General features: G+C 58.6%; 18 protein-coding genes. 5 read left to right on the top strand and 13 right to left on the bottom strand.

What is annotated here, in order from left to right; all coding sequences use genetic code 11:
* Window positions 1–12: 12 nt before the first annotated feature.
* A complete protein-coding gene (locus tag Q7U76_09150) occupies window positions 13–3,444 on the bottom strand; it encodes an acyl-[ACP]--phospholipid O-acyltransferase (GenBank protein ID MDO8356541.1) in 3,432 nt (1,143 codons plus the stop codon).
* 109 nt (window positions 3,445–3,553) lie between these two features.
* Window positions 3,554–5,485 carry a MutS family DNA mismatch repair protein gene (locus Q7U76_09145; GenBank protein MDO8356540.1) on the bottom strand — a complete coding sequence of 644 codons (1,932 nt, stop codon included), beginning with the start codon at window positions 5,483–5,485 and terminating at the stop codon, window positions 3,554–3,556.
* Here Q7U76_09145 and Q7U76_09140 point away from each other — a divergent pair.
* The gene (locus Q7U76_09140; GenBank protein MDO8356539.1) at window positions 5,485–6,354 is read left to right on the top strand and encodes a 50S ribosomal protein L11 methyltransferase; all 870 of its coding nucleotides are present in this window, start codon (window positions 5,485–5,487) and stop codon (window positions 6,352–6,354) included. The two genes, Q7U76_09145 and Q7U76_09140, sit on opposite strands and share 1 nt — an antisense overlap.
* On the top strand, window positions 6,351–6,839 hold the full coding sequence (locus Q7U76_09135) for an MOSC domain-containing protein (GenBank protein ID MDO8356538.1): 489 nt from the start codon (window positions 6,351–6,353) through the stop codon (window positions 6,837–6,839). The genes Q7U76_09140 and Q7U76_09135 overlap by 4 nt, the downstream gene beginning before the upstream one ends.
* Before the next feature lie 113 nt (window positions 6,840–6,952).
* Here Q7U76_09135 and Q7U76_09130 read toward each other — a convergent pair whose 3' ends face one another.
* A complete protein-coding gene (locus tag Q7U76_09130) occupies window positions 6,953–7,225 on the bottom strand; it encodes an HU family DNA-binding protein (GenBank protein ID MDO8356537.1) in 273 nt (90 codons plus the stop codon).
* A gap of 159 nt (window positions 7,226–7,384) precedes the next feature.
* Between Q7U76_09130 and Q7U76_09125 the strand changes: the two genes are divergently transcribed.
* Window positions 7,385–8,044, top strand: a complete 660-nt coding sequence (locus Q7U76_09125; protein ID MDO8356536.1) for a class I SAM-dependent methyltransferase — start codon at window positions 7,385–7,387, stop codon at window positions 8,042–8,044.
* A gap of 118 nt (window positions 8,045–8,162) precedes the next feature.
* Window positions 8,163–8,948 carry an SUMF1/EgtB/PvdO family nonheme iron enzyme gene (locus Q7U76_09120; protein MDO8356535.1) on the top strand — a complete coding sequence of 262 codons (786 nt, stop codon included), beginning with the start codon at window positions 8,163–8,165 and terminating at the stop codon, window positions 8,946–8,948.
* A gap of 567 nt (window positions 8,949–9,515) precedes the next feature.
* Here Q7U76_09120 and Q7U76_09115 read toward each other — a convergent pair.
* Complete coding sequence (locus Q7U76_09115) at window positions 9,516–9,752, bottom strand: hypothetical protein (protein MDO8356534.1); 237 nt, start codon at window positions 9,750–9,752, stop codon at window positions 9,516–9,518.
* A 223-nt stretch (window positions 9,753–9,975) separates the two neighbouring features.
* On the opposite strand from Q7U76_09115, the gene Q7U76_09110 reads away from it, so the two are divergent.
* A complete protein-coding gene (locus Q7U76_09110; GenBank protein ID MDO8356533.1) occupies window positions 9,976–10,191 on the top strand; it encodes a hypothetical protein in 216 nt (71 codons plus the stop codon).
* Window positions 10,192–10,721: 530 nt separating this feature from the next.
* Here the strand turns inward: Q7U76_09110 and Q7U76_09105 are convergent.
* From Q7U76_09105 to sthA, 9 genes are all read right to left on the bottom strand, one after another.
* On the bottom strand, window positions 10,722–11,174 hold the full coding sequence (locus Q7U76_09105; protein MDO8356532.1) for a hypothetical protein: 453 nt from the start codon (window positions 11,172–11,174) through the stop codon (window positions 10,722–10,724).
* Window positions 11,175–11,367: 193 nt separating this feature from the next.
* Window positions 11,368–12,150 (bottom strand): alpha/beta fold hydrolase, encoded by a 783-nt coding sequence (locus tag Q7U76_09100; GenBank protein MDO8356531.1) that lies wholly within the window; start codon window positions 12,148–12,150, stop codon window positions 11,368–11,370.
* Between the two features lie 39 nt (window positions 12,151–12,189).
* The gene (locus Q7U76_09095; GenBank protein MDO8356530.1) at window positions 12,190–13,470 is read right to left on the bottom strand and encodes a hypothetical protein; all 1,281 of its coding nucleotides are present in this window, start codon (window positions 13,468–13,470) and stop codon (window positions 12,190–12,192) included.
* An 11-nt stretch (window positions 13,471–13,481) separates the two neighbouring features.
* Window positions 13,482–14,270 carry a bifunctional hydroxymethylpyrimidine kinase/phosphomethylpyrimidine kinase gene (gene thiD / locus Q7U76_09090; protein MDO8356529.1) on the bottom strand — a complete coding sequence of 263 codons (789 nt, stop codon included), beginning with the start codon at window positions 14,268–14,270 and terminating at the stop codon, window positions 13,482–13,484.
* A gap of 22 nt (window positions 14,271–14,292) precedes the next feature.
* Entirely contained in the window at window positions 14,293–15,273 is a 981-nt protein-coding gene (locus Q7U76_09085; protein ID MDO8356528.1) for a FlgO family outer membrane protein, read from the bottom strand.
* A 99-nt stretch (window positions 15,274–15,372) separates the two neighbouring features.
* Window positions 15,373–15,582, bottom strand: coding sequence for a hypothetical protein (locus Q7U76_09080; protein ID MDO8356527.1), 210 nt, complete (start codon window positions 15,580–15,582; stop codon window positions 15,373–15,375).
* 25 nt (window positions 15,583–15,607) lie between these two features.
* On the bottom strand, window positions 15,608–16,333 hold the full coding sequence (locus tag Q7U76_09075) for an FRG domain-containing protein (protein MDO8356526.1): 726 nt from the start codon (window positions 16,331–16,333) through the stop codon (window positions 15,608–15,610).
* A complete protein-coding gene (tenA, locus tag Q7U76_09070) occupies window positions 16,306–16,974 on the bottom strand; it encodes a thiaminase II (protein MDO8356525.1) in 669 nt (222 codons plus the stop codon). The genes Q7U76_09075 and tenA overlap by 28 nt, the downstream gene beginning before the upstream one ends.
* Before the next feature lie 107 nt (window positions 16,975–17,081).
* Window positions 17,082–18,485 (bottom strand): Si-specific NAD(P)(+) transhydrogenase, encoded by a 1,404-nt coding sequence (sthA, locus tag Q7U76_09065; GenBank protein ID MDO8356524.1) that lies wholly within the window; start codon window positions 18,483–18,485, stop codon window positions 17,082–17,084.
* Window positions 18,486–18,712 lie beyond the last annotated feature (227 nt).

Below are 18,712 nucleotides of genomic sequence, written 5' to 3'. Positions count from 1 at the left end.
GCGAGATACGACTCACGAAAGACGTTTCACGTCTCCCGATAGCCGTTCCATCGCGATACGCTTGAGACCGCGCAGGTCCATCTTGCCAGTGCCCAATACTGGTAGTGCCTCGACTTTGATGAAGTTTGCGCGTGATGGAATAAACAAGTTCGGGAGGCCGTTTGCTGCGAGCTTGGCCACGATGCCGGGAATCTGCGCTTCATCGAGGGTGTGGAGGACGGCAAGCTGTTCACCTTTCTTCTCATCGGGAATGCCGGTGACGGCGAAGACTTGCATGTCGCCGCCTGCCGCCTGCTGCAGGGCTTCTTCGACGCGGCCATGCGGGACCATTTCCCCGCCGATCTTCGAGAAGCGCGAGAGCCGGTCGGTGATCGAGAGGAAGCCGTCTTCATCCAGGGTGGCGATATCACCGGTGATGTACCAGCCATCCTTCATGGCTTTGTCGGTGAGATCTTTCCGGCCCAGATAGCCGTTCATCAAGTTGGGGCCCTTCACGAGCAACATGCCGGGGTTGCCTGGCGCAAGGATCTCATAGCTGTCGGGGTCGACGATGCGTACGGACACGCCGGGCAGCGGCTGCCCCACGGTTCCTCGCCGCGAGGCCACTTGAAAGAATCCCGAGGCGCGGAAGTCCGGGCAGTTTGCCGCAATGACAGGCGCACATTCGGTGACCCCATAACCCTCGACGGGGGTCACGCCGAAACGTTCCTGGAACGACTGCATCAGCCGCATCGGCAGCTTTTCGGCTCCCGTGATGATCACGCGCAGGGTGCTGAATTGTTCCGGCGTGCAGCGCCGCTGATAGAGCTGGAGAAAGGTCGGCGTGGCGACCAGGAGCGAGATGCGATACCGGCTGCAGAGTTCTCCGATCGCGCCTACGTCGAGCGGCGAGGGATGAAAGACGACCCCGGTGTTATGTCGCAAGTAGAACCACAGGAGCATGTAGCCGAAGGAATGGAAGAAGGGGAGGATGCCGAGGGCGCGATCGGTGTTGCTGATATGGATGACCTGGGAGGCTCCTTCGACGTTGGAATTGATGCTGAAGTGGGAGAGCATCACGCCCTTCGGTTCGCCTGTGCTGCCGCTGCTGAAGATGATGGTGGCGAGGTCATCCATGCTGGTCTTACGCATCTGGCCGCAGGCCCGTTCTACCACTCGTATTGGGGCGAACAGGGCCAACAGCATCGCGACGAATTTCTTGCCGCCGCTGATTGTTTTGGCGAGGTCTTCGAGCCAGAGGATGGTGGTGCCCTGCGGGATGTCGAGCTTCGCTTTCTCGATAAATTGGCGGCTGGTGAGCACCGTCTTGATCGAGGCCTGTGCGATGGCCGATTCCAGGCCGGCCTTTCCAACCGTGTAGTTCAGGTTGACGCTGGTCTTGCCTGACAGTGCGGCGGCGATATTGATCAAGGCACCGGCGACGCTGGGTGGCAGGAGTAAGCCGACATGCTGCTGTCCTTCCCAATGGGGTCTGAGTATTCTGGCGAGTACGATGGTGCCGATCAACGCCTGCAGTGCGGACACGTGCGGGCGTGAACTATCGGCCAGGGCAAAGGTAAAGGGATGCCGCCGCCAGGCTCTCACGATAGGACGATGCAGGGTTTCCTGATCGGCTTTGCGCAGATGCCAGGCAGTTTCCCCCAGCTCACGGACGAGGCGGCGGAGTTCATAGGCCGGGGTCGAGGAGGGTTGCGGCGCTCCGAACGACACGGTGACGGGATAGGGGACTCGCTCCGGCCATTTGCCGACGAACCGTCCGTTCGTGAAACTGAAGATGCTGCCCCAGATCCGGTCGAGGTGGACCGGAATGACAGGGACGGTTCGTCCCTTGACGATGCGTTCGAAGCCCCGTCGGAACGGCAAGAGTGTTCCGGTCCTGGTGATCTGGCCTTCGGGAAAGATGCAGACGATTTCGCCGTCGTCGAGCGCCTGCCCCGCGCTACGCAATGCTTGGAGGATCACGCGGGGGCCGCCTGCCGACGAGATCGGGATGACGTTCATGGCGGTCATCAGTCGTTTCAAGATCGGGTGTGTCGCATAGGCGGCATCCACAACGAACCGGATGGGCCGATCGACGGCGGCCATGAGCAAGAATCCATCAACGAACGACATATGGTTCGGGACGAGCAATGCCCCTCCCGATTGGGGAACATGGTCCTGGCCGACGAGGCGGAGGCGATAGAAGGTATTCGTGAAGATCACGAGCACCAGCCGCAGAAACGCATCGGGCAAAAGCCAGAGGGCCCAGGCCGTGCCTCCGATGGTGAAGCAGGCGGTGGCGAGAAAAATACTGCTCGTCGAGAGTCCCGCATTGGCCAGGGAGCCGCCGGCGAGGGAGCCCAGCAGAATACCGGTGAAGACGCAGGTGTTGGAGAACGAGATGACGGCGCCGCGCCGATCGGGTGGCGATTTCCATTGAAGAATGGCGTTCAGCGGCACAAAGACGAAGGCGCTGGAGACTCCGAGGAGTCCCATCACCAGAAATGTGTCGAGCAGTAACGGCGTCAATAGTCCAAGCAGCGCGAGTGCGAGAAACACCCCCGTCGCTCCCAAGGGAATCAGCCCGTACTCCACCCGGTTTTGAGAGAGCCGACCGACCAGCATGGCGCCGAGCCCGATACCGACGGACAAGACCGTGAGCGGGAGTCCCGAGAGGGCATCGGAGAGATGGAGGACGGCTTTGGCATAGACGAGCACGTTCTGGGCGAAGAGGCTTGCGATCGTCCAGAAGAAGATTTCCCCAGGGATGGCCAGACGCAGCATCCGCTCCGATTGGATCGCGGCCCAGGCGCCGCGGATCGTCGAGCCGACGCCGCCGGTTGCACGTGCAGGGGAGACGTGGGGAATGGCAAAGGCTGCGACCAGGCCGACGAGCGACAGGGCGGCCAAGGCGAGTGGCGCGAGCCAGAGTCGATCGCCGGCTGCTTGCAAGAGAAACCCTCCGGCTGCCGTGCCCATCAAGATGGCGGCAAAGGTCCACATCTCCAGGAGGCCGTTGCCGGCCGCGAGCCGTTCATGCGGAATCAATTCGGGGAGGACGCCGTATTTCGACGGGCTGAAGAGCGCACTGTGCACGCCCATTCCGCACAAGACGATCAGGGGCAAGATGCCGCCCGTAGGGTTTAGCCAGAGCGCAGCGGTGCCCGCGCTCATGAGGAAGACCTCGACGATCTTGATCGCGATGATGACGGTGCGTTTGCTCAGACGATCGGCCAAGGTGCCGCCGACCAATGACAGCAGCACGAGGGGCAAGGTGAAGATGATGAAGGTGAGCGCCGTTTGTGTCTGTGCCGCAGTCTCCAGCTCGGGGCCGGGAGCCATTTGTGCGGTTGCCTGCCTGATCGCCAGCAAGGCGACCATCAGTTTCCAGGCGTTGTCGTTGAACGCGCCGCAGAATTGCGCGATGAGGAGGCCGCGGAGGGGATGCTTCTCGTCCTGGGTCATGCGGTGCGTGAGCACATGTCTCGTGGATGATGCTGTAAATATGGAGGAACCAAGAACAAAGGTCAAAGAAAACTAGCAAGCTGTTGATGCGGCCTTGCTTAACAGCCTGCTAAGAGTGATGAGCGTCCGTCTGGCGAGGGACCGGCAACCCTTCCAATTCCATGATCCGCAAGGCGTTGGTGGTGGGGCAGGGGCCTGAACGGAGCTGGTAGTCGAATTGGAGTGCGCCGGCTTCCACCGTTTCCTGAAAGTGGGCGTTGCGTAATCCCGGCACTGTCTTGTCGAGATCGGTCAATTCGAGGTCGTGGGTCGTGACCATGCCGAACCCATGGCCTTGCGAGAGGCCGGTGATGAAGGAGCGGCTCCCGATCAATCGCTCGCGGTTGTTGGTGCCCTTGAAAATTTCGTCGATCAAGAAGAGCACCGGGGCGTGGGATCGATCCATCGTCGCGTCGAGCAGGGTCTTCAGCCGTTTCACTTCCGCATAGAAAAATGACAGCCCCTCGTCGAGCGAGTCGTCTACCCGGATACAGCAGACCACGCGCACCCAGGTCCACTCGAAATGACTGGCGCAGACCGGTGCGCCAGCTTGTGCGAGGCAGATATTGATTCCCACAGTCCGGAGGAAGGTACTTTTCCCAGACATGTTGGATCCGGTCACGAGCAGCACCTGTCCGAGGCCCTGAAGGGAGAAGTCGTTGGCCACGCGCATCGCATGGGGAATCAGCGGATGACCGAGATTGCGAGCGGAACAGCGCGGGGCTGCCCCATTCTGTTGGCCGTCGGTTTGAAGCGATGAGGGCCAGATGTAGCCGGGGTGCAGGTAGGCGAAAGTGGCCAATGCCGAAGCCGCTTCAATTTCCGCCAGTCGATCCAGCCACAGAGGGAGATGATCGCGGATCTGATCCTGGATCTGGCCCAACCTTCTGGCGAACCAGAGGTCCCAGGGGCAGAGGGCATTCACGGCAAGGTGGACGACCGGATGGGCTTTGATGCTGATGCCATGGAGGACCTGTGCGGCCTGTCGGATCAGACGAAGAGGGGACGTGGCGTTGTTCGTGAGCGGGGCCCAAGTGCGCGAGAGGACGGAGCGAGAGCGTCTCGCATGACGGTCGATGTGCCCGAATACCGTTCCGAGTTTCTCGACTTCATGGTGGAGGCCGACCGCATGTTCGAGCAATTCCTCTCCCTGGTCCGTGAAAAAATAGACGAGCGCGTAGAGGCCGAAGGAGAACATCCAGTATCCTGGCAGCAGATTCAGCAGCGCAGCGAGTCCGAGCCCTGCGGTGGTCGCGGCGAGGAGGGCCTGGATCGGCAGGATGAGGTGCAGTCGGGGAATGTCCAGGCGATGTTGCAGTACGGCAGCCAGGCGATGGCCGTCGATCTCCTGCTCACCGAGCAAGCGGGCTTCAAGCGCCAATCGGTCTCGAAACAATGGCCGTGCCGTGAGCTCGCGGACCAAGGCTTGGCGTTGCACCCAGGCGTCAGCGCCAGGCGGCTGTGAGAGGAGCCATGCAGCCAATCGCTCGCGGCCGTGCGAGGAGACGGTGGTGTCGAGCAATTGAAACAACGAATGGGGGCCGACGAGATCGAGATCGTTCGCGTAGAGATGATGGGCCGGCCCGGCGAAGGTCTGTGCAGGGATTCTGTCCCAATCGAGGCGGAGGCGAGCGGCATGCGTCTGCTTGATCTGTTGCCATTCCCGGAGCCGATGAATCCGCTGTTCCAGCCTGGTATGATAGCTCGCGACGATCAGAAACAGGATGAGAAAACCGGCAAGCGAACCATTGCCGGCCTGGTACCAACCGAGTCTGTAGAGCGTAATCGTGCAGAGCAGCGCCGTGACGAACAGGACGACACGCCAGCGGGTAAAGGTGGCACTGGTTCGGAGTCCTGTCTGGAGCAACCGATCGGTTCGTCGAAGCAGCCGCTGCAACGTCTGCTCTCGTACTGGCGCTTGTGCGTGGTGCTGATTCTGTTGCATGGTCGCTTCGACCTTACTGGATGGGCCAGGCTCCGTCAATAACGGGATAGGATTCAATGGCACAGGATTGGATAGACGTTACGATTCACGCCGACATCGACGCGGGAGAACTCCTGGGCGCGCTGTCAGATCCCTTCGTACAGGGGGCCTGGCAGGATGGTCCTACGATGCATCTCTATTGGCCGAGCGACCGGTGGAGTGCCGATCATGTGGCGGCGCTTCGAGCGGTCTTGCAACAGTTCGGTGGGGCCGATGCCGAAGTGCTGGTGCAATCGATACCGAATCAGGATTGGAATCGGCAATGGGCTCAGTCGGTTAGGCCGATCAGGATCGGTCGGCGGATCGTCATCCGGCCGAGCTGGGAGCAGGCGGTGCTGCAGCCACAAGATATTGAGATTGTGCTCGACCCCAAGCAGGCGTTTGGGACCGGACACCATGCGACGACGCGGATGTTACTCGAATGGCTGGAGGATGTCGTGCACGGCGGCGAGTCCGTGCTGGATGTGGGGTCAGGCAGCGGGATTCTGGCGATGGTCGCACTGAGGCTGGGGGCGACCTCGGCCCTTGGAGTCGAATGCGATGCTGTTGCGGTGGACTGCGCACGAGACTATGCAAGAGAGAACGGGTTTGGAAGTGAGCTGCAGTTAGTCTGTGGGACGCTCAGCGATGTCGCCGGATCATCTCGGCCTCATCTCGTGCTGGCGAACCTCGACCGTCAGACGCTTTTGCTGCTGTGCGATGAACTGGCGGAATACGCGACTCATGGTGCGCGGCTCTTGCTGTCCGGCATTCTGTTCGATCAAGAGCAGGAGATTCTCGAAGCCTTTTCCAAGGTTGGCGCGCTGTTCTCCCAGCGGCGAGAGCAAGAGGGCTGGGTGGCATTGGAATTATTGATGGGGGAATCCTGCGAAGGAGCTAGCCGATGACCGCACCAGGACGACCGTCCTATCCTCATGTGCATCAGATCAACGTCTCTGACGGCGGTGTCCCGAAGAAGCCGATTCGTGAAGCGACGGTGATGGAGCGGGGTGTAGAGGGCGATCGGCAACGAAATCTAAAAGTGCATGGTGGGCCTGATCGGGCCGTCTGTCTCTACTCGCTCGAATTGCTTGAGAGGCTTCAGGGCGAAGGTCACCCGATTCACGCGGGGTCGTCGGGGGAAAACCTGACGCTTGCGGGAGTGGAATGGGAGATCATTCAGCCAGGTGTGCGATTGGCCGTTGGCCCGGCTGTTCAGCTGGAAGTGATGAGCTACACGGTTCCCTGCAGTCACAACGCGCCATGGTTTCAGGACGGGGACTATCAGCGCATCTCCCAGAAAAAGCATCCAGGCTGGAGCCGGGTCTATGCCAAGGTGCTGCGTGAAGGGCTTGTGAGATCGGGCGATGCAGTGACGGTGATGAAGGCATAGGCTAAGGTCTGGTTTGATGGTCCCAGACCTTAGCCCGCACTTCAATTGCCGGGGCGCTTGTTGCCCATGCAGGAACGCCCGGTGCTTCAGAGAGGGATAGGGCAAGTGCTAGTTTAGTTGACGAAATCTTTCAGCGCTTTGCCTGGTTTGAACTTCGGAACTTTGGCTGCTTTAATCTTCAACGCTTTGCCGGTGCGAGGATTACGTCCGGTGCGAGCGGCGCGGTTGCTGACTTTGAAGGTGCCAAATCCGACCAGGGACACGCTTTGCTTTTTCTTGAGGCTGCCTTTGATCGCAGACAAGGCTCCTTCCAGCGCTCTGCCTGCTGAGGCCTTTGACAGGTCGGCATGTTTGGCAATGGCTTCAATGAGCTCAGATTTATTCACGAGATTCCCCTTTCGGTGTTGGCACGAATATGCAGGAAGATCCTGCGCGGGTCTTTATAGCAAGCGGTTGGAGCATGGTCAAGCAAGGGAGTAGGGGCTATTGCTGAGCGATTGTGAAGAAGCGTGAATAGCCATAAGCTTTTGCGACAGGGGGGGGCGATGAATCGAACACTCGAACCGGAACTGATGGAGGACGACGCGCAGGTCCAGGCCTATGCGGCGGCGGACTTTTCGCAGGAGAACCAGGGCTTCGTCGATCTATTCCGTGAATACTTTCCAGAGTTCTCCGGGGGCCATGTGCTCGACCTGGGTTGTGGCCCTGGCGATATTCCCATTCGTTTGGCCCGCGCAGTACCAGGCTGTCGGATTACTGCGGTCGACGCGTCTTCCCCGATGATACGGTTGGCCGAGGACAGGGTGCGGCAAGCGGGGCTGTCCGATCGTATCACCTTCCGCTGTGAACGATTTCAGGACCTTGCCGGGGCCAATATGGCCGATGCCGCCATGTCCAATAGCCTGTTACACCATGTGCCGAACCCGCTGCAGTTCTGGCACAAAATACGTGTGGCTGTGAAGCCTGGTTCGCCTGTGCTCGTGATGGACCTCTTGCGGCCTGAATCGCCGGGAGAGGCGCAGGCGATCGTCGACCGGTATGCCTCAGGGGCTCCGGACATTCTCAGGAGAGATTTCTACAACTCGTTGCTGGCGGCGTTCACCGAAGATGAAATCAGCGCACAATTGGCGCAAATGAATTTGACGCGCTTGATCATCGATGTACCGGATGATCGGCATTGGGTCGTGGGAGGGCTTATCCATTAATCCTCAGGATGGTGAAAACAGTCCCCAACTTCGTTCTCGCCTCGGCCACATCCTCAACGTACCCCTGAGGGTACGCCTGCGGTGTGGCCGCCGGCTGCGGCCTTGCTGGATGACCGTTTTGACCATCCTTCTCTTTTTCACGCTTGATATGAATGCACAGGCTCAACTTGATCGGCTGAGAAGATCGAAGGCTTTGGAGCTGCAGCCCCCTGCCGAAACTCCGATGGTCGAGGTTTCCGAAGGGCCGTTTACGATGGGTGTCGACGGGATGCAGGCGCTTGAAGATGAGCGTCCCAAGCATCACGTTGTATTATCCAGGTTCTTCATCGACGTTCACGAAGTGACGGCGGCGCAGTACGCAGTTTTTCTTTCTGAGACGAATCGACCTGCACCGTGGCAATGGAATATGGTCGATCTGTCGCAGCATGGCGATCGGCCGGTGATCGGCGTGGACTGGTCTGATGCGGATGTCTATTGCCGGTGGAAGAGGAAGCGGCTACCGACCGAAGCGGAATGGGAAAAGTCGGCCAGAGGAACGGATGGACGATTGTACCCCTGGGGTAATCAGGTGCCGAACAAGGAACTGGCGAATTACGCATTGGGTGCGCGGTTCAGCTATAGCCAGGTCTTGATGCCCGTGCAGTCCTATGACCAGGGTAAGAGTCCATACGGGCTCTACCAACTGGCCGGGAACGCCGGGGAATGGGTCGAGGATTGGTACGGTGTGAACTACTACGAGAACTCTCCGGAACAAAACCCGCAAGGACCTGAGTCAGGTCAATTTAAAGTGCTCCGCGGCGGATCCTGGTCCGACGCACCGAAGTATCTTCTGACATATGGACGGTTCAAGCTCGCGCCTGAGACACGCAATAGTTATACGGGCTTCCGCTGCGCCAAATCCTAACAGGCTGATGAAAACGGTCCCCAGCTTCGTTCTCGCCTTGAACGCATCCTCAACGTACCCCTGAGGGTACGCCTCCGGTGCGTTCGTCGGCTGCGGCCTCGCTGGATGACCGTTTTGATCATCCTGCCGAGATTTCTATAGCCAAATGAACGCCACAACTATCTTCATCTCAGCGGTGGCTCAAACCGTCTTCCAACGTCGTTCTCGGTCGTCCGTCTCCTTGCGACGTACCCACCGGTGAAAGAGTGGTCTCGGCACCTCGGGGTGGGCGGGAGAGAAACGTGCGACTCAGTCGCCGGACTCCCTGCGGCCTAGTTGGATCGTCTATTTGAGCATCCTGCAGAGAGTACGCTCCTTCGCATCTCCACTGAAAATAGGCTGCTCAAAACGGTCATCCGACGAGACCGTAGCAGCTTGCCGAAGATTCTATGAGTTGGAATATTGCGACCGCTCAAAATCGCTGTCCAGCAAGGCCGCAGGCGAACTAAAACGCGGAAGCGTACCCTTGCGGTACGTTGAGGATTTTGGGGAGCCGAGAACGCAGTTGGCAGCGATTTTCAGCGGTCGCTAATAGAGGCTGTTGCTGATTTCCGCCGAGAGTGAACTCTCGTTCCCGGCATTGTCGGAGGCGGACAAGGCGAAGAAGTAGGTTTGGGGCTTTGGAAGATTGGATATCGTGTAGCTCGTGACGAGCCCTGTCATGAAAGGCGAACCAGGGAAATCGTATCTGCCGGATGCCGTGCCGACGTAGACTTTATAACCTGCCAGGTCTGGTTCCCCATTTGCCGCCCATGAGAGTGTCACGCTTCCAGTCGATGGGCCGGGAGGAGGCGTTGAGGGAGGTGTCGAAGGTGGCGGGGGTGACGGAGGTGCGACGACCACAGGCGTAGGAGCTTGGAGCAAGCTCGCAATTGCGGAAGTCCTGAGCAAATTCACTGCCGATCTCGAACCACCGGGCGAAGGAGCGGAACCGCCTCCAGTCGAGGCTACAGGGCTGGCGGTTGCCGCGTTGGCGAAGGGAGAGGGTGTGGAAGATCTCGGGCTTGCTGTCGCGGCAGCAGTCGAGGTGGCTCCTGCGAAGAGGCTTGCCGTCGATTGTGTTATTGGCGCCGTTGCCGGAGGCGCAGTAGCCTTGGTGGAATCGACCGTCGTTCGTGTCACTTTCCCGGCTGCGGCGATCGATGTTTCTCCGGCTGGAATAGTGGTCGATACATTAGCCGGGCGTGTGGCGAGTTTTCGATGATGTTTCACTGGTGCGCTTGTTAGCGGTGCTGGGGTCTTGGGCAGTTTGGTTTGGGGTGTGAGGCGAGGAGGTTGATCGTTGAGAGGTCTGACCCTGGTCTCTTGGGTCGGCACGAGTAGAGCAGGGCGCTCTGCCTGTGGCCGGTGAATCAGGCTATGAGGGCCTTCCCTACCTTGTTCAGCAGCGATCACCGTCGAGGCAGTGAGGCCTGCGAACAGGGTGGTAGTGAGAAAGATATATTTGACAGGGTACGATGTGAGGACCGGTGTCACGGTACCTTCCCTTACAGTCAAAACGGTGTTGGAACAGATGGTGATAGCTACGCAAAGCGTATGCCCCGTACATGCAGGGGAATACATCCGCATTTTTCGTGAAAAGCGTTCAATTGGCGAGGAAATTGTCAGTTTGCGATGGCGATGTATCCGTATGTCTGTAGAGAGAAGAGGCAGAGGCTGGAAGAAACTTCCTAGAGACGGCAAGAAAGGGCGCAGCGTTGGAGGTCTGAATGTTGTGAGGGCTGTGACCGACCGTTATGAGGAGAAGAGCAGCGAGAGAAGGAACAATCCCGTCAATGACCAGAGCGACGCAAAGTAGAGTGTCGCGGTCCGATCACCAAGCCAGGCGGTCTTCCATCCTTCAGGATAGAGAGAATGGTTCTCGACAAAGAGGCCGTCTTCGTAAAACCCCAACGCTTGTTCGAGCTGAATCAGGACTTGTTTGGCCAGTCGATGTCGGGACTGTTGCTGGAGGATCAACGCGCAGAACAGCCCGCACCAGATGAGACTGGCAACGCCCATGACCAGCGTATCGAAGCCTGTGAGCCAATCCTTCTGTGGGCTCAGGAGGAGCGCAAACAGCATGGCAATCAGGCCCAGTGAACCGAAGGCCGTGAGTCGCATCATCTGTTCGCGTCGCCGGTAGACCTCCTCTTTGTAGAGGGGATAGAGAACCGTCAAGACCTGTTGGGTGCCTTCGGTAATCATGTATGACCTAACAGGATGCTGAAAAATCCCGCCAGCTGCGTTCTCGGCTTGAACGCATCCTCAACGTACCCCTGAGGGTACGCCTCCGGTGCGTTCATCGGCTGCGGCCTTGCTGGACGGCCTTTTTGAGCATCCTGTGGGAGGATCCTTTGTGATGGAGCAGTGCGATATGTTGCGCACGACTCTAGTCAGACTAAACGATCTTGTCCTCAGTCATGAGATGCCTAACGAGCCACTCGCTAATCGAGGTGGTCATCTGGAGAAAATCTGCCCCTCGCGTGAACTGGTGATCGGCGCCCGGCAGGAGATCGAGCCGCTTCGGACCTCCCAGCGCCTCGTGCAATCGTTGGCTTTGATGGAGGGGGACACATTCATCATGGTCGCCCTGCACAATCAGCGTCGGTGCCGTGATTCGTTCAGCCGGCCCATAAGCAATCTGTCCGAGGCAGTCTTCGTAAAAGCCATATCGCAAACGGACCCGGTTCGGTCCGCCCATGATGTTCGGAATCGTGTCCGTGGCTTGCCAGCGAGCCAATTCTTCAGGCCCGAATGTTAAGCGAAGCTCTTCCGCAAAGTCCACCACTGGACATTTCAGGGCTACGCAGGTGATTCCCTGCCGCCGGGCTGTCGTCAGAATGGCTACGAGCCCTCCGAAGCTTGAGCCGACGAGCCCGATTCGGTCGTATCCCTTGGCGGCTACCAGATTCAGTGCGGCTTCAGTTTGTGCGATCGCCAGCGTGGTGGTGATGTCTTCGAACGGTCCGTCGCTCTCTCCTTGGCCGAAAAAATCGAATCGGAAGGTCGCCAGGCTCTGCTCATTGAGGAGGCGGGTCAAGGTTTTATTGGTTGTGCTGTTCTTGCCGGAGAGAAACCCGTGGCAGAGCACCGCGAGACCTGTCGTTGGTCTGTCCGGCCTGCTCAAGATCGCGGAAATGCCGTGACCATGGCGATCATGAAAGGTTAGGGTTTCTTCCATTGGATAGTCTCTCGATCAAAGTGGGGGGAGAGGCAATTATTATTCGGGAGGACGAACCCCGAAGGCCCAGGCGAGTTTGGCGGTAAAGAGGGCCAGGCTGCTCAGGAGCAGGCCGACAGTGACCCAGGTGGCGATCTGCATGGGGAGTGAATTGAGCGGGAAGTTCCAGGTCATCGCTGCGAGTACGCCGAAGCTCATGGTTCCCAAGCTCAATCCTGCCAGCTGAACGGCTCGCCACCGGTCCATGATAGCTGCGAGTTGCTCTCGATAGGGGCCCTGTTTTTTCCGGCTTGCGACTCGGCTGGTCGCCAGTAGTTCAGGAATGCCAAAGGACAAGACTCCAACGACCGTCTGCAGGATAAATCCGATCAAGGCCATGTGAGTATAGGCTGCGAGGTGCAACGATCCAAACGGCAATACGGGGAGTTGCGGAAGGAAGTTGGCCCCGACGAGGACGCCCATAATCATCATGAGGACCAGGAAGAACGTGGCGACCAGGAGATGATCGGAAGCGGCGTTCCCTGGCCGGCCTGAGCGGGTCCATGTACGAAGGAGATTATAGGCGTAGAGGCCGATGCTGAGGACGAGCAGTCCTCCGATCGCGAGTTCCAGTCTGAGGGAGGAGGTGATGAATCCCCCGATGAGGATGGCGAAGCCTGCAGGAAGCAATATCGATACAAGCCGAGCGAGCCTGGGACTATAGAGTTCGGTGTGCAAGATGATCGGCAGGAGGCGCTGCGTGGCACCGATCATGGCTAACGTCACGAAACCCATCAGAATCAGATGGAGGTGAAGGAGTCGCGCATGGGCATAGAGCTCCGGCATGATTCGGAAGGCCATCGCGATGCCGATGGCTAATCCTCCGAGCAAGGCGATGAGTGAGAATCGATAGAGCCACGAGGGATTGGCTGGTTGAGCCGGGCTTTGTCGAGAATATTGCCAGGCTGCCGGGGCGAGAGAGGCGACTGCTCCCAGTATCACCACTCCAGCTGCGCCGACGATCCTCATGTCTCCGAGACCGAATCCCACGAGCAAACCGACCGTGGCGGCATTGAGGATGACGAACAGCCCTAGATGAGATTTCGAGGGAGCTCCGTCGCCCTGGGAGCTGTGTGACGGGGACGCACAGAGTCCCCCGATCATGAGTTGCAGGATGCCGCCGATGAGGATGGCATGCACATGGACCAGCCGTAACCATGAGGGCAGCGGCGTGCCATGGATCAATCCAATGAGGATGGCTAATCCCAGCAGGGAAGACAGGAGGAGCCAGCCGAACCCAGTGATCAGAAACGTTAGTGGGCGGGCGGTCAAACGACCCATGCGTCAGTCTCCTAGGATTGAAGAAAATAGAAGTGATTCGTCGGTCCCGCTCCGTGGCCGATCGCCAGACTATGGCGAATGGCCTCGGTGAGGTAGGCCTTGGCCGTCTGAACGGCGTCGTTCATGGATTTACCCCGTGCGAGATGGGCCGCGATGGCCGAGGCGAGCGTGCAGCCTGTGCCATGCGTGTGGGGGGTGTCGATGAACTCCCCCTTGAACACATTGAAGAATCGGCCGTCATAGAGCAGGTCGGTGCCTCGTTCTGCCAGCAAGTGACCACCCTTGATCAGCACATACTTGCAGCCGAATGCATGAATCACTTTGGCGGCGCGGCGAGCGTCCGCGAGGGTTTTGATCTCGATGCCGGACAGTTGCTGGGCCTCGTGGATATTCGGTGTGACGAGCAGTGCCAAAGGGAAGAGTTGCGTCTTCACGGCCTCGATGGCCTCGGGCTTCAGCAGTGTCTTGCCCGTCTTCGAAATCATGACCGGATCCACCACGAGATTCGTGACATTTTGAGGTTTCAGGAGCTTGGCGACGACTTCGACGATGGCCATCGAGGACAACATCCCGGTCTTGACCGCCGCGACGTCGAAGTCGTCGAACACCGCATCGATTTGCGCCGCGACGATGGAGGTCGGTAATTCGAAGACCTCGGTGACCTCTTCCGTATTTTGTGCCGTGATCGCCGTAATGACCGACATGGCATAGACCCCGTTGGCCGACATGGCTTTGATGTCGGCTTGGATGCCTGCACCACCGCCCGAATCGGATCCGGCAATCGTTAAAACCTGTTTGATGAGTGATGTGTTCATGTGAATTTCAATTGGTGGAAGGTGGTGTTGGCGTATCTGTGACTGCTGGAGAGGCTCCAGCCGGTTCGGCTGTGAGGCCTTCAATGGAGAACCGGGCATCCTGGCGTGGCATTCTCTCGTGATAACGCAAAGTAAAGTGGCTTGCCTGTGCGCTGGCCGGAGCCGAGAAGGTCAGTACGGCTCGGTCTTTTTCGCGTGGCGAGAGTTCGAGCCCACGTGCACAGAGTCCTTCACGATTGTCTTGCGCATCCAATTTCCATAGCGCGCCATGGTTGTCTTCCAGCAGGGTGTTTTGCAGCAGACAGAGGACTTTCAGGTCACGCGACGAGGTATTCTCGACGGTCAGATCGGCGGTGACCCGATTGTCCCGCTGGTGCAGCGCGGTCACGACCAGCTGATACTGCTCATTACGGTGGAAGCCGAGACCGGGGGGTGGAGGCGCCTTGGCGGACGGATCGACGATGACGACCGGCGGTTTGTTCACTTCCTTGATCAGATCCCCTAGCGGGCCGGCTTTGGGAAGGGTGCCGCGTGTGGCGCCTAGTGATTGGACGGTGCTGGGGTTGAGTAGCTTCACGGTGACCCGGACCTCTCCAGCCGATTCGAGATAGGACCCAGTGAGAAATACATCGGCCCGTACCGCTTTGGCCGCTCGCGTCACGGCTTTCGCCTGAGCCGGTTCGAGCTTCGTGACATGGAACTTTTTCAACGTCGAAATCATGAGGGCGCGGTCGACGACTTTGAACTCGCCGGTGACTAAGATCTGCGTGCTCAGTTCCTCTGCGACAAACTGTCCGATCGGTGTGACGATGCCTTTTGCATCCGTAAAGTCCATCACCGCCAGGCGTCCCCTCTTCGCCTTTGCGACATCGGCGATCACTCCCTCCGCCAGCAGTCTCAGACTGTCCTCGTACGGCGAGGCTGCGTGAGCAGGAACCGTCCAGCAGGTGGAGATGGCCAGGAGGATCGTAAGGAGGAGGCGATTCATACCGGGAAAGTCATCCTGTGAGATCGGGAATCACGTCAACGTTAGCGCACATTATACTCAGCAGGCAGGGCCTGTCTAGCGGGCTTTTTAGCATCCTCCTCACGAACCCAGCATTGTCGACCGCGCGTTCGAGCCGATCCGCTTCAACCCCTTCGCCGCCAACATCTGCGCCTGCAGATCCCCGCTCTGCAAATCATCAATCAACCCAGGCACCGCCCGCGCACCGGTATTCAGCCAATAGATAAGCCTTAGCAGTCCAACTAATAGCCCTTGCCCGCCAAGATTTAGCCAGATGTGACGATTGGTCATCGTGCCCTTGCAGGGAAATTTGTTGTCATTCTTCGGTCGAAAAATCGATCTCTCTAAGAGCTAATGTTTTCATGAGGCTTTCTGTAGAGCCAAACAGAGAAAATGCGTTGAGGTTGTGGGCGTCAAGTGCCCTGAGGACTTTTGCTCTCTCACTGGCTGGTAGGTTGAACTTCCAAAGCAGGTCCTGAACAGTAACACTTCCCCCGAATGCCGATTCGTGACATTCGTAGTAACCGACGTCTTCTTTCTTGACAGTACAGACTGTGTATTCACTCTGTTGAAGATAATGTCGCCGATGACTTCTGATATACGGGCCTAAGCTCGATATGGCAGATTCTCCACTAGAACCACTCTTTCCCATTCCCGCATATTCCTGGTACGCAAAAATCGAGACTGTTTTAGTGTGATCTTTAGCACCATCAAATGCGAAGAAAGCCGCTACATAGGGCGAGCGGGTCCAGTCGAGTAGTGGAGAGGGGAATCCATGATGACGGAGGTGGACCATATACTCATAGCCGGGCAACCCGCCGATGAGGAAAGGTATGCGCTGCGCCATCAATTTTGAGAAGTCCGGGGGAGTAGGGATGTCCCACCGCATATTCGTAAGGGTTTCGATTTGTGGCTTTACAGCAGAGATAATGCGGTAATACTCGTCAATGCTAAAACGGCGTGCTTTATATCGTTCAAGCGAAGAGAGCCGCCCAACTCTGGCCCGCCCGCCTCTTACACCGGCCACTTCTCCTCGTTCCACGCCATCTCCCAGAACATCCACTCATACCGCGAGCTGATGACGAACGCTTCTTCCATGCGCCGTTTTTCTTCCTTCCCTGCGGTCTTGGCCCACTGGTCCACTTTTTTGCGCATCCATTGCTGCACTTCTGCAAACTCCGGCGAGGCGTAGAGCATGAGCCAGTCGCGATAGGGATGATTTTTAGACGGAGGTCCGTTCTTCAATAAATGCTGTCCGACGGCGCAGTAGATCCAGGCGCAGGGAAGGGCGACGACGGTGATTTCCGCTACCGAGCCTGTATGTGCAACGGTCAGCATGTGCCTGGTGTAGGCATAGTTCGTCGGTGCCAGAGGCACGGACGACATGTCCTTTGCGGTCATTTTCCAGCGCGACCCATATCCTTCGTGGAGGCTCCGTTCGACGACGATGGTTTCTTCTGCGAGCTTCGTGAGCCGCAGCGCCGTTTCTGAATCCGGCGCTCTCATCGCTCCGGCAGAAAACACGCGGGCCAGGTCGCCGAGAAACCTGGCGTCTTGCAGGATGTAGTACTTGAATGTGCGCTCGGGCAAGGTCCCCTTGCCCAAGGCGACGACGAATGGATGGGTGAGCTGTGCGTCCCAGATCGGTTGAGCCAGCATGCGCAGATGGTCGGAGAATGACATCGTGGCCTCTTTCTATACAGGACGTTGTTCGTGAAGCGTATCTCGTATCTCGCGAGAAAGAAATAGAGAGGAAGTTAATGCCATCTGCGTTTCACGCTTCACGAGTTTCACCCGTGCGGCGGCCAGGGTCTCGGCAATCGATTGATGCCGTCCAGCGCGGCGACTTTATAACATTCCGCCAGGGTCGGGTAGTTGAAGACCGTGTCGATGAAGTAATCGATCTTGCCGCGGTAGGCCATGACGGCCTGGCCGATGTGAATGAGCTCTGTGGCTCCTTCTCCGATGGCATGGACGCCCAGGAGCGCATGGGTCTCGCGGTGAAAGAGCAGCTTCAGCATGCCGGTGTCATCGCCGATGAGCTGTCCCCGTGCAATTTCGCGATAATGCGCAATGCCGGCCGCGTAGGGAGTCCCTGCCCTGACCAGATCGTCCTCGTTCTGTCCCACCATGGAGATTTCAGGAATGGCATAGATGCCGTAGGGCAGGAGGTCTGTGTCGGTGTGATCGGGGTGCCCGAAGGCATGGCAGGCGGCATGGCGTCCTTGCTGCATGGAGGTGGAGGCCAGGGCGGGAAAGCCGATGACGTCGCCTGCAGCGTAGATGTGGGAGACGGATGTTTGGAAATGCTCGTTGACGGTAATACGGCCTCGCGCATCAGGCGTTATGCCGACGGCATCCAGGTTCAAGGACTTCGTGGCGCCGATGCGACCGATGGCATACATCAGCGTCGCTGCGGTGAGCGGCGGCCTGTGCGTCAGGGAGACCGTGATCTGTCCATCCGAGTCTTTCCGGATGGAGACCACTTCTTCTTCGTGACAGAGTGTGACGCCGAGGTTCGTCATCTGCCGCTGCAAGGCCTCGATGATCTGCGCGTCGACAAATTCCAGCAAGCGCGGCCTCTTGTCGATCAGGGTGACCGGCACGCCGAGCGCCGCTAAGATCGAGGCATACTCCGTCCCGATCACGCCGCCTCCGACAATGACCATCGAGGTTGGAAGGTGTGTGAGCGTGAGGAGACCGTCGGTATCGATGATCGTGTGGTCATCGAAGGGAATGGCCTGCGGCCTGGCTGGCTCTGTTCCCACTGCGATGACGATGACATGCGCCCGATGTTCCGTCGACGTGCCTGCTTGTTGAATGAGGAGCCGATGGGGATCGAGGAAGCGGGCCTCTCCGTAGATGAGATCAATATGGTTGCGGGCCATCTGGTTCCGCACGATCTCGATTTCGTTCTTGATGACGTGGTTCGCGCGAAAGGCGAGATCTTCGATCGTGATCGTCTCTTTCAGGCGATAGCCGGCTCCGTAGAGGGTGCGCTGGCGGAACCCCGAGAGATAGAGGACTGCTTCGCGGAGGGATTTGCTGGGGATGGTGCCGGTGTTCGTGCAGACGCCGCCGAGGACCTCTTTGCGTTCGATGATGCCGACTTTTTTGCCCAGCTTGGCGGCCTGGACCGCCGCCTTCTGGCCGGCCGGCCCGGTCCCAATCACCAGCATGTCGTATTGCGCCATCAGGATCCTGTCTGCAACGGGTGAGGCTGAGATTTAGGACGAGAGCTTGGCCTATGTTTGCCCTGCAGGATGCTCAAACAGGTCGTCCAGCAAGGCCGCAGCGAGTGAAGGGCCGAGGCGTACCCTCTGGGGCGCACGGTGCGACGAGTAAGGAGCACCACGTCTGTGCGCGCCGCCGAGTGGTGAGGCGGCCGGGTCCCCGTTGAGGGTCTGAACGATGCGAGAAC

It is taken from the genome of Nitrospirota bacterium (genome assembly GCA_030645475.1).
In the GTDB taxonomy this organism is placed as follows: Bacteria; Nitrospirota; Nitrospiria; order Nitrospirales; family Nitrospiraceae; genus Palsa-1315.
The sequence above is the reverse complement of the archived record's forward strand: the minus strand, read 5'-3'. Positions and strand labels throughout refer to the sequence as shown.

What these genes read in the sequence shown, in the direction of transcription:
- Q7U76_09150 (MDO8356541.1), bottom strand. Translation starts at nt 3,444, where the DNA reads ATGACCCAGGACGAGAAGCATCCCCTCCGCGGCCTCCTCATCGCGCAA.
- Q7U76_09140 (MDO8356539.1), top strand. Translation starts at nt 5,485, where the DNA reads ATGGCACAGGATTGGATAGACGTTACGATTCACGCCGACATCGACGCG.
- Q7U76_09135 (MDO8356538.1), top strand. Translation starts at nt 6,351, where the DNA reads ATGACCGCACCAGGACGACCGTCCTATCCTCATGTGCATCAGATCAAC.
- Q7U76_09125 (MDO8356536.1), top strand. Translation starts at nt 7,385, where the DNA reads ATGAATCGAACACTCGAACCGGAACTGATGGAGGACGACGCGCAGGTC.
- Q7U76_09105 (MDO8356532.1), bottom strand. Translation starts at nt 11,174, where the DNA reads ATGATTACCGAAGGCACCCAACAGGTCTTGACGGTTCTCTATCCCCTC.
- Q7U76_09100 (MDO8356531.1), bottom strand. Translation starts at nt 12,150, where the DNA reads ATGGAAGAAACCCTAACCTTTCATGATCGCCATGGTCACGGCATTTCC.
- Q7U76_09095 (MDO8356530.1), bottom strand. Translation starts at nt 13,470, where the DNA reads ATGGGTCGTTTGACCGCCCGCCCACTAACGTTTCTGATCACTGGGTTC.
- Q7U76_09085 (MDO8356528.1), bottom strand. Translation starts at nt 15,273, where the DNA reads ATGAATCGCCTCCTCCTTACGATCCTCCTGGCCATCTCCACCTGCTGG.
- Q7U76_09080 (MDO8356527.1), bottom strand. Translation starts at nt 15,582, where the DNA reads ATGACCAATCGTCACATCTGGCTAAATCTTGGCGGGCAAGGGCTATTA.
- tenA (MDO8356525.1), bottom strand. Translation starts at nt 16,974, where the DNA reads ATGTCATTCTCCGACCATCTGCGCATGCTGGCTCAACCGATCTGGGAC.
- sthA (MDO8356524.1), bottom strand. Translation starts at nt 18,485, where the DNA reads ATGGCGCAATACGACATGCTGGTGATTGGGACCGGGCCGGCCGGCCAG.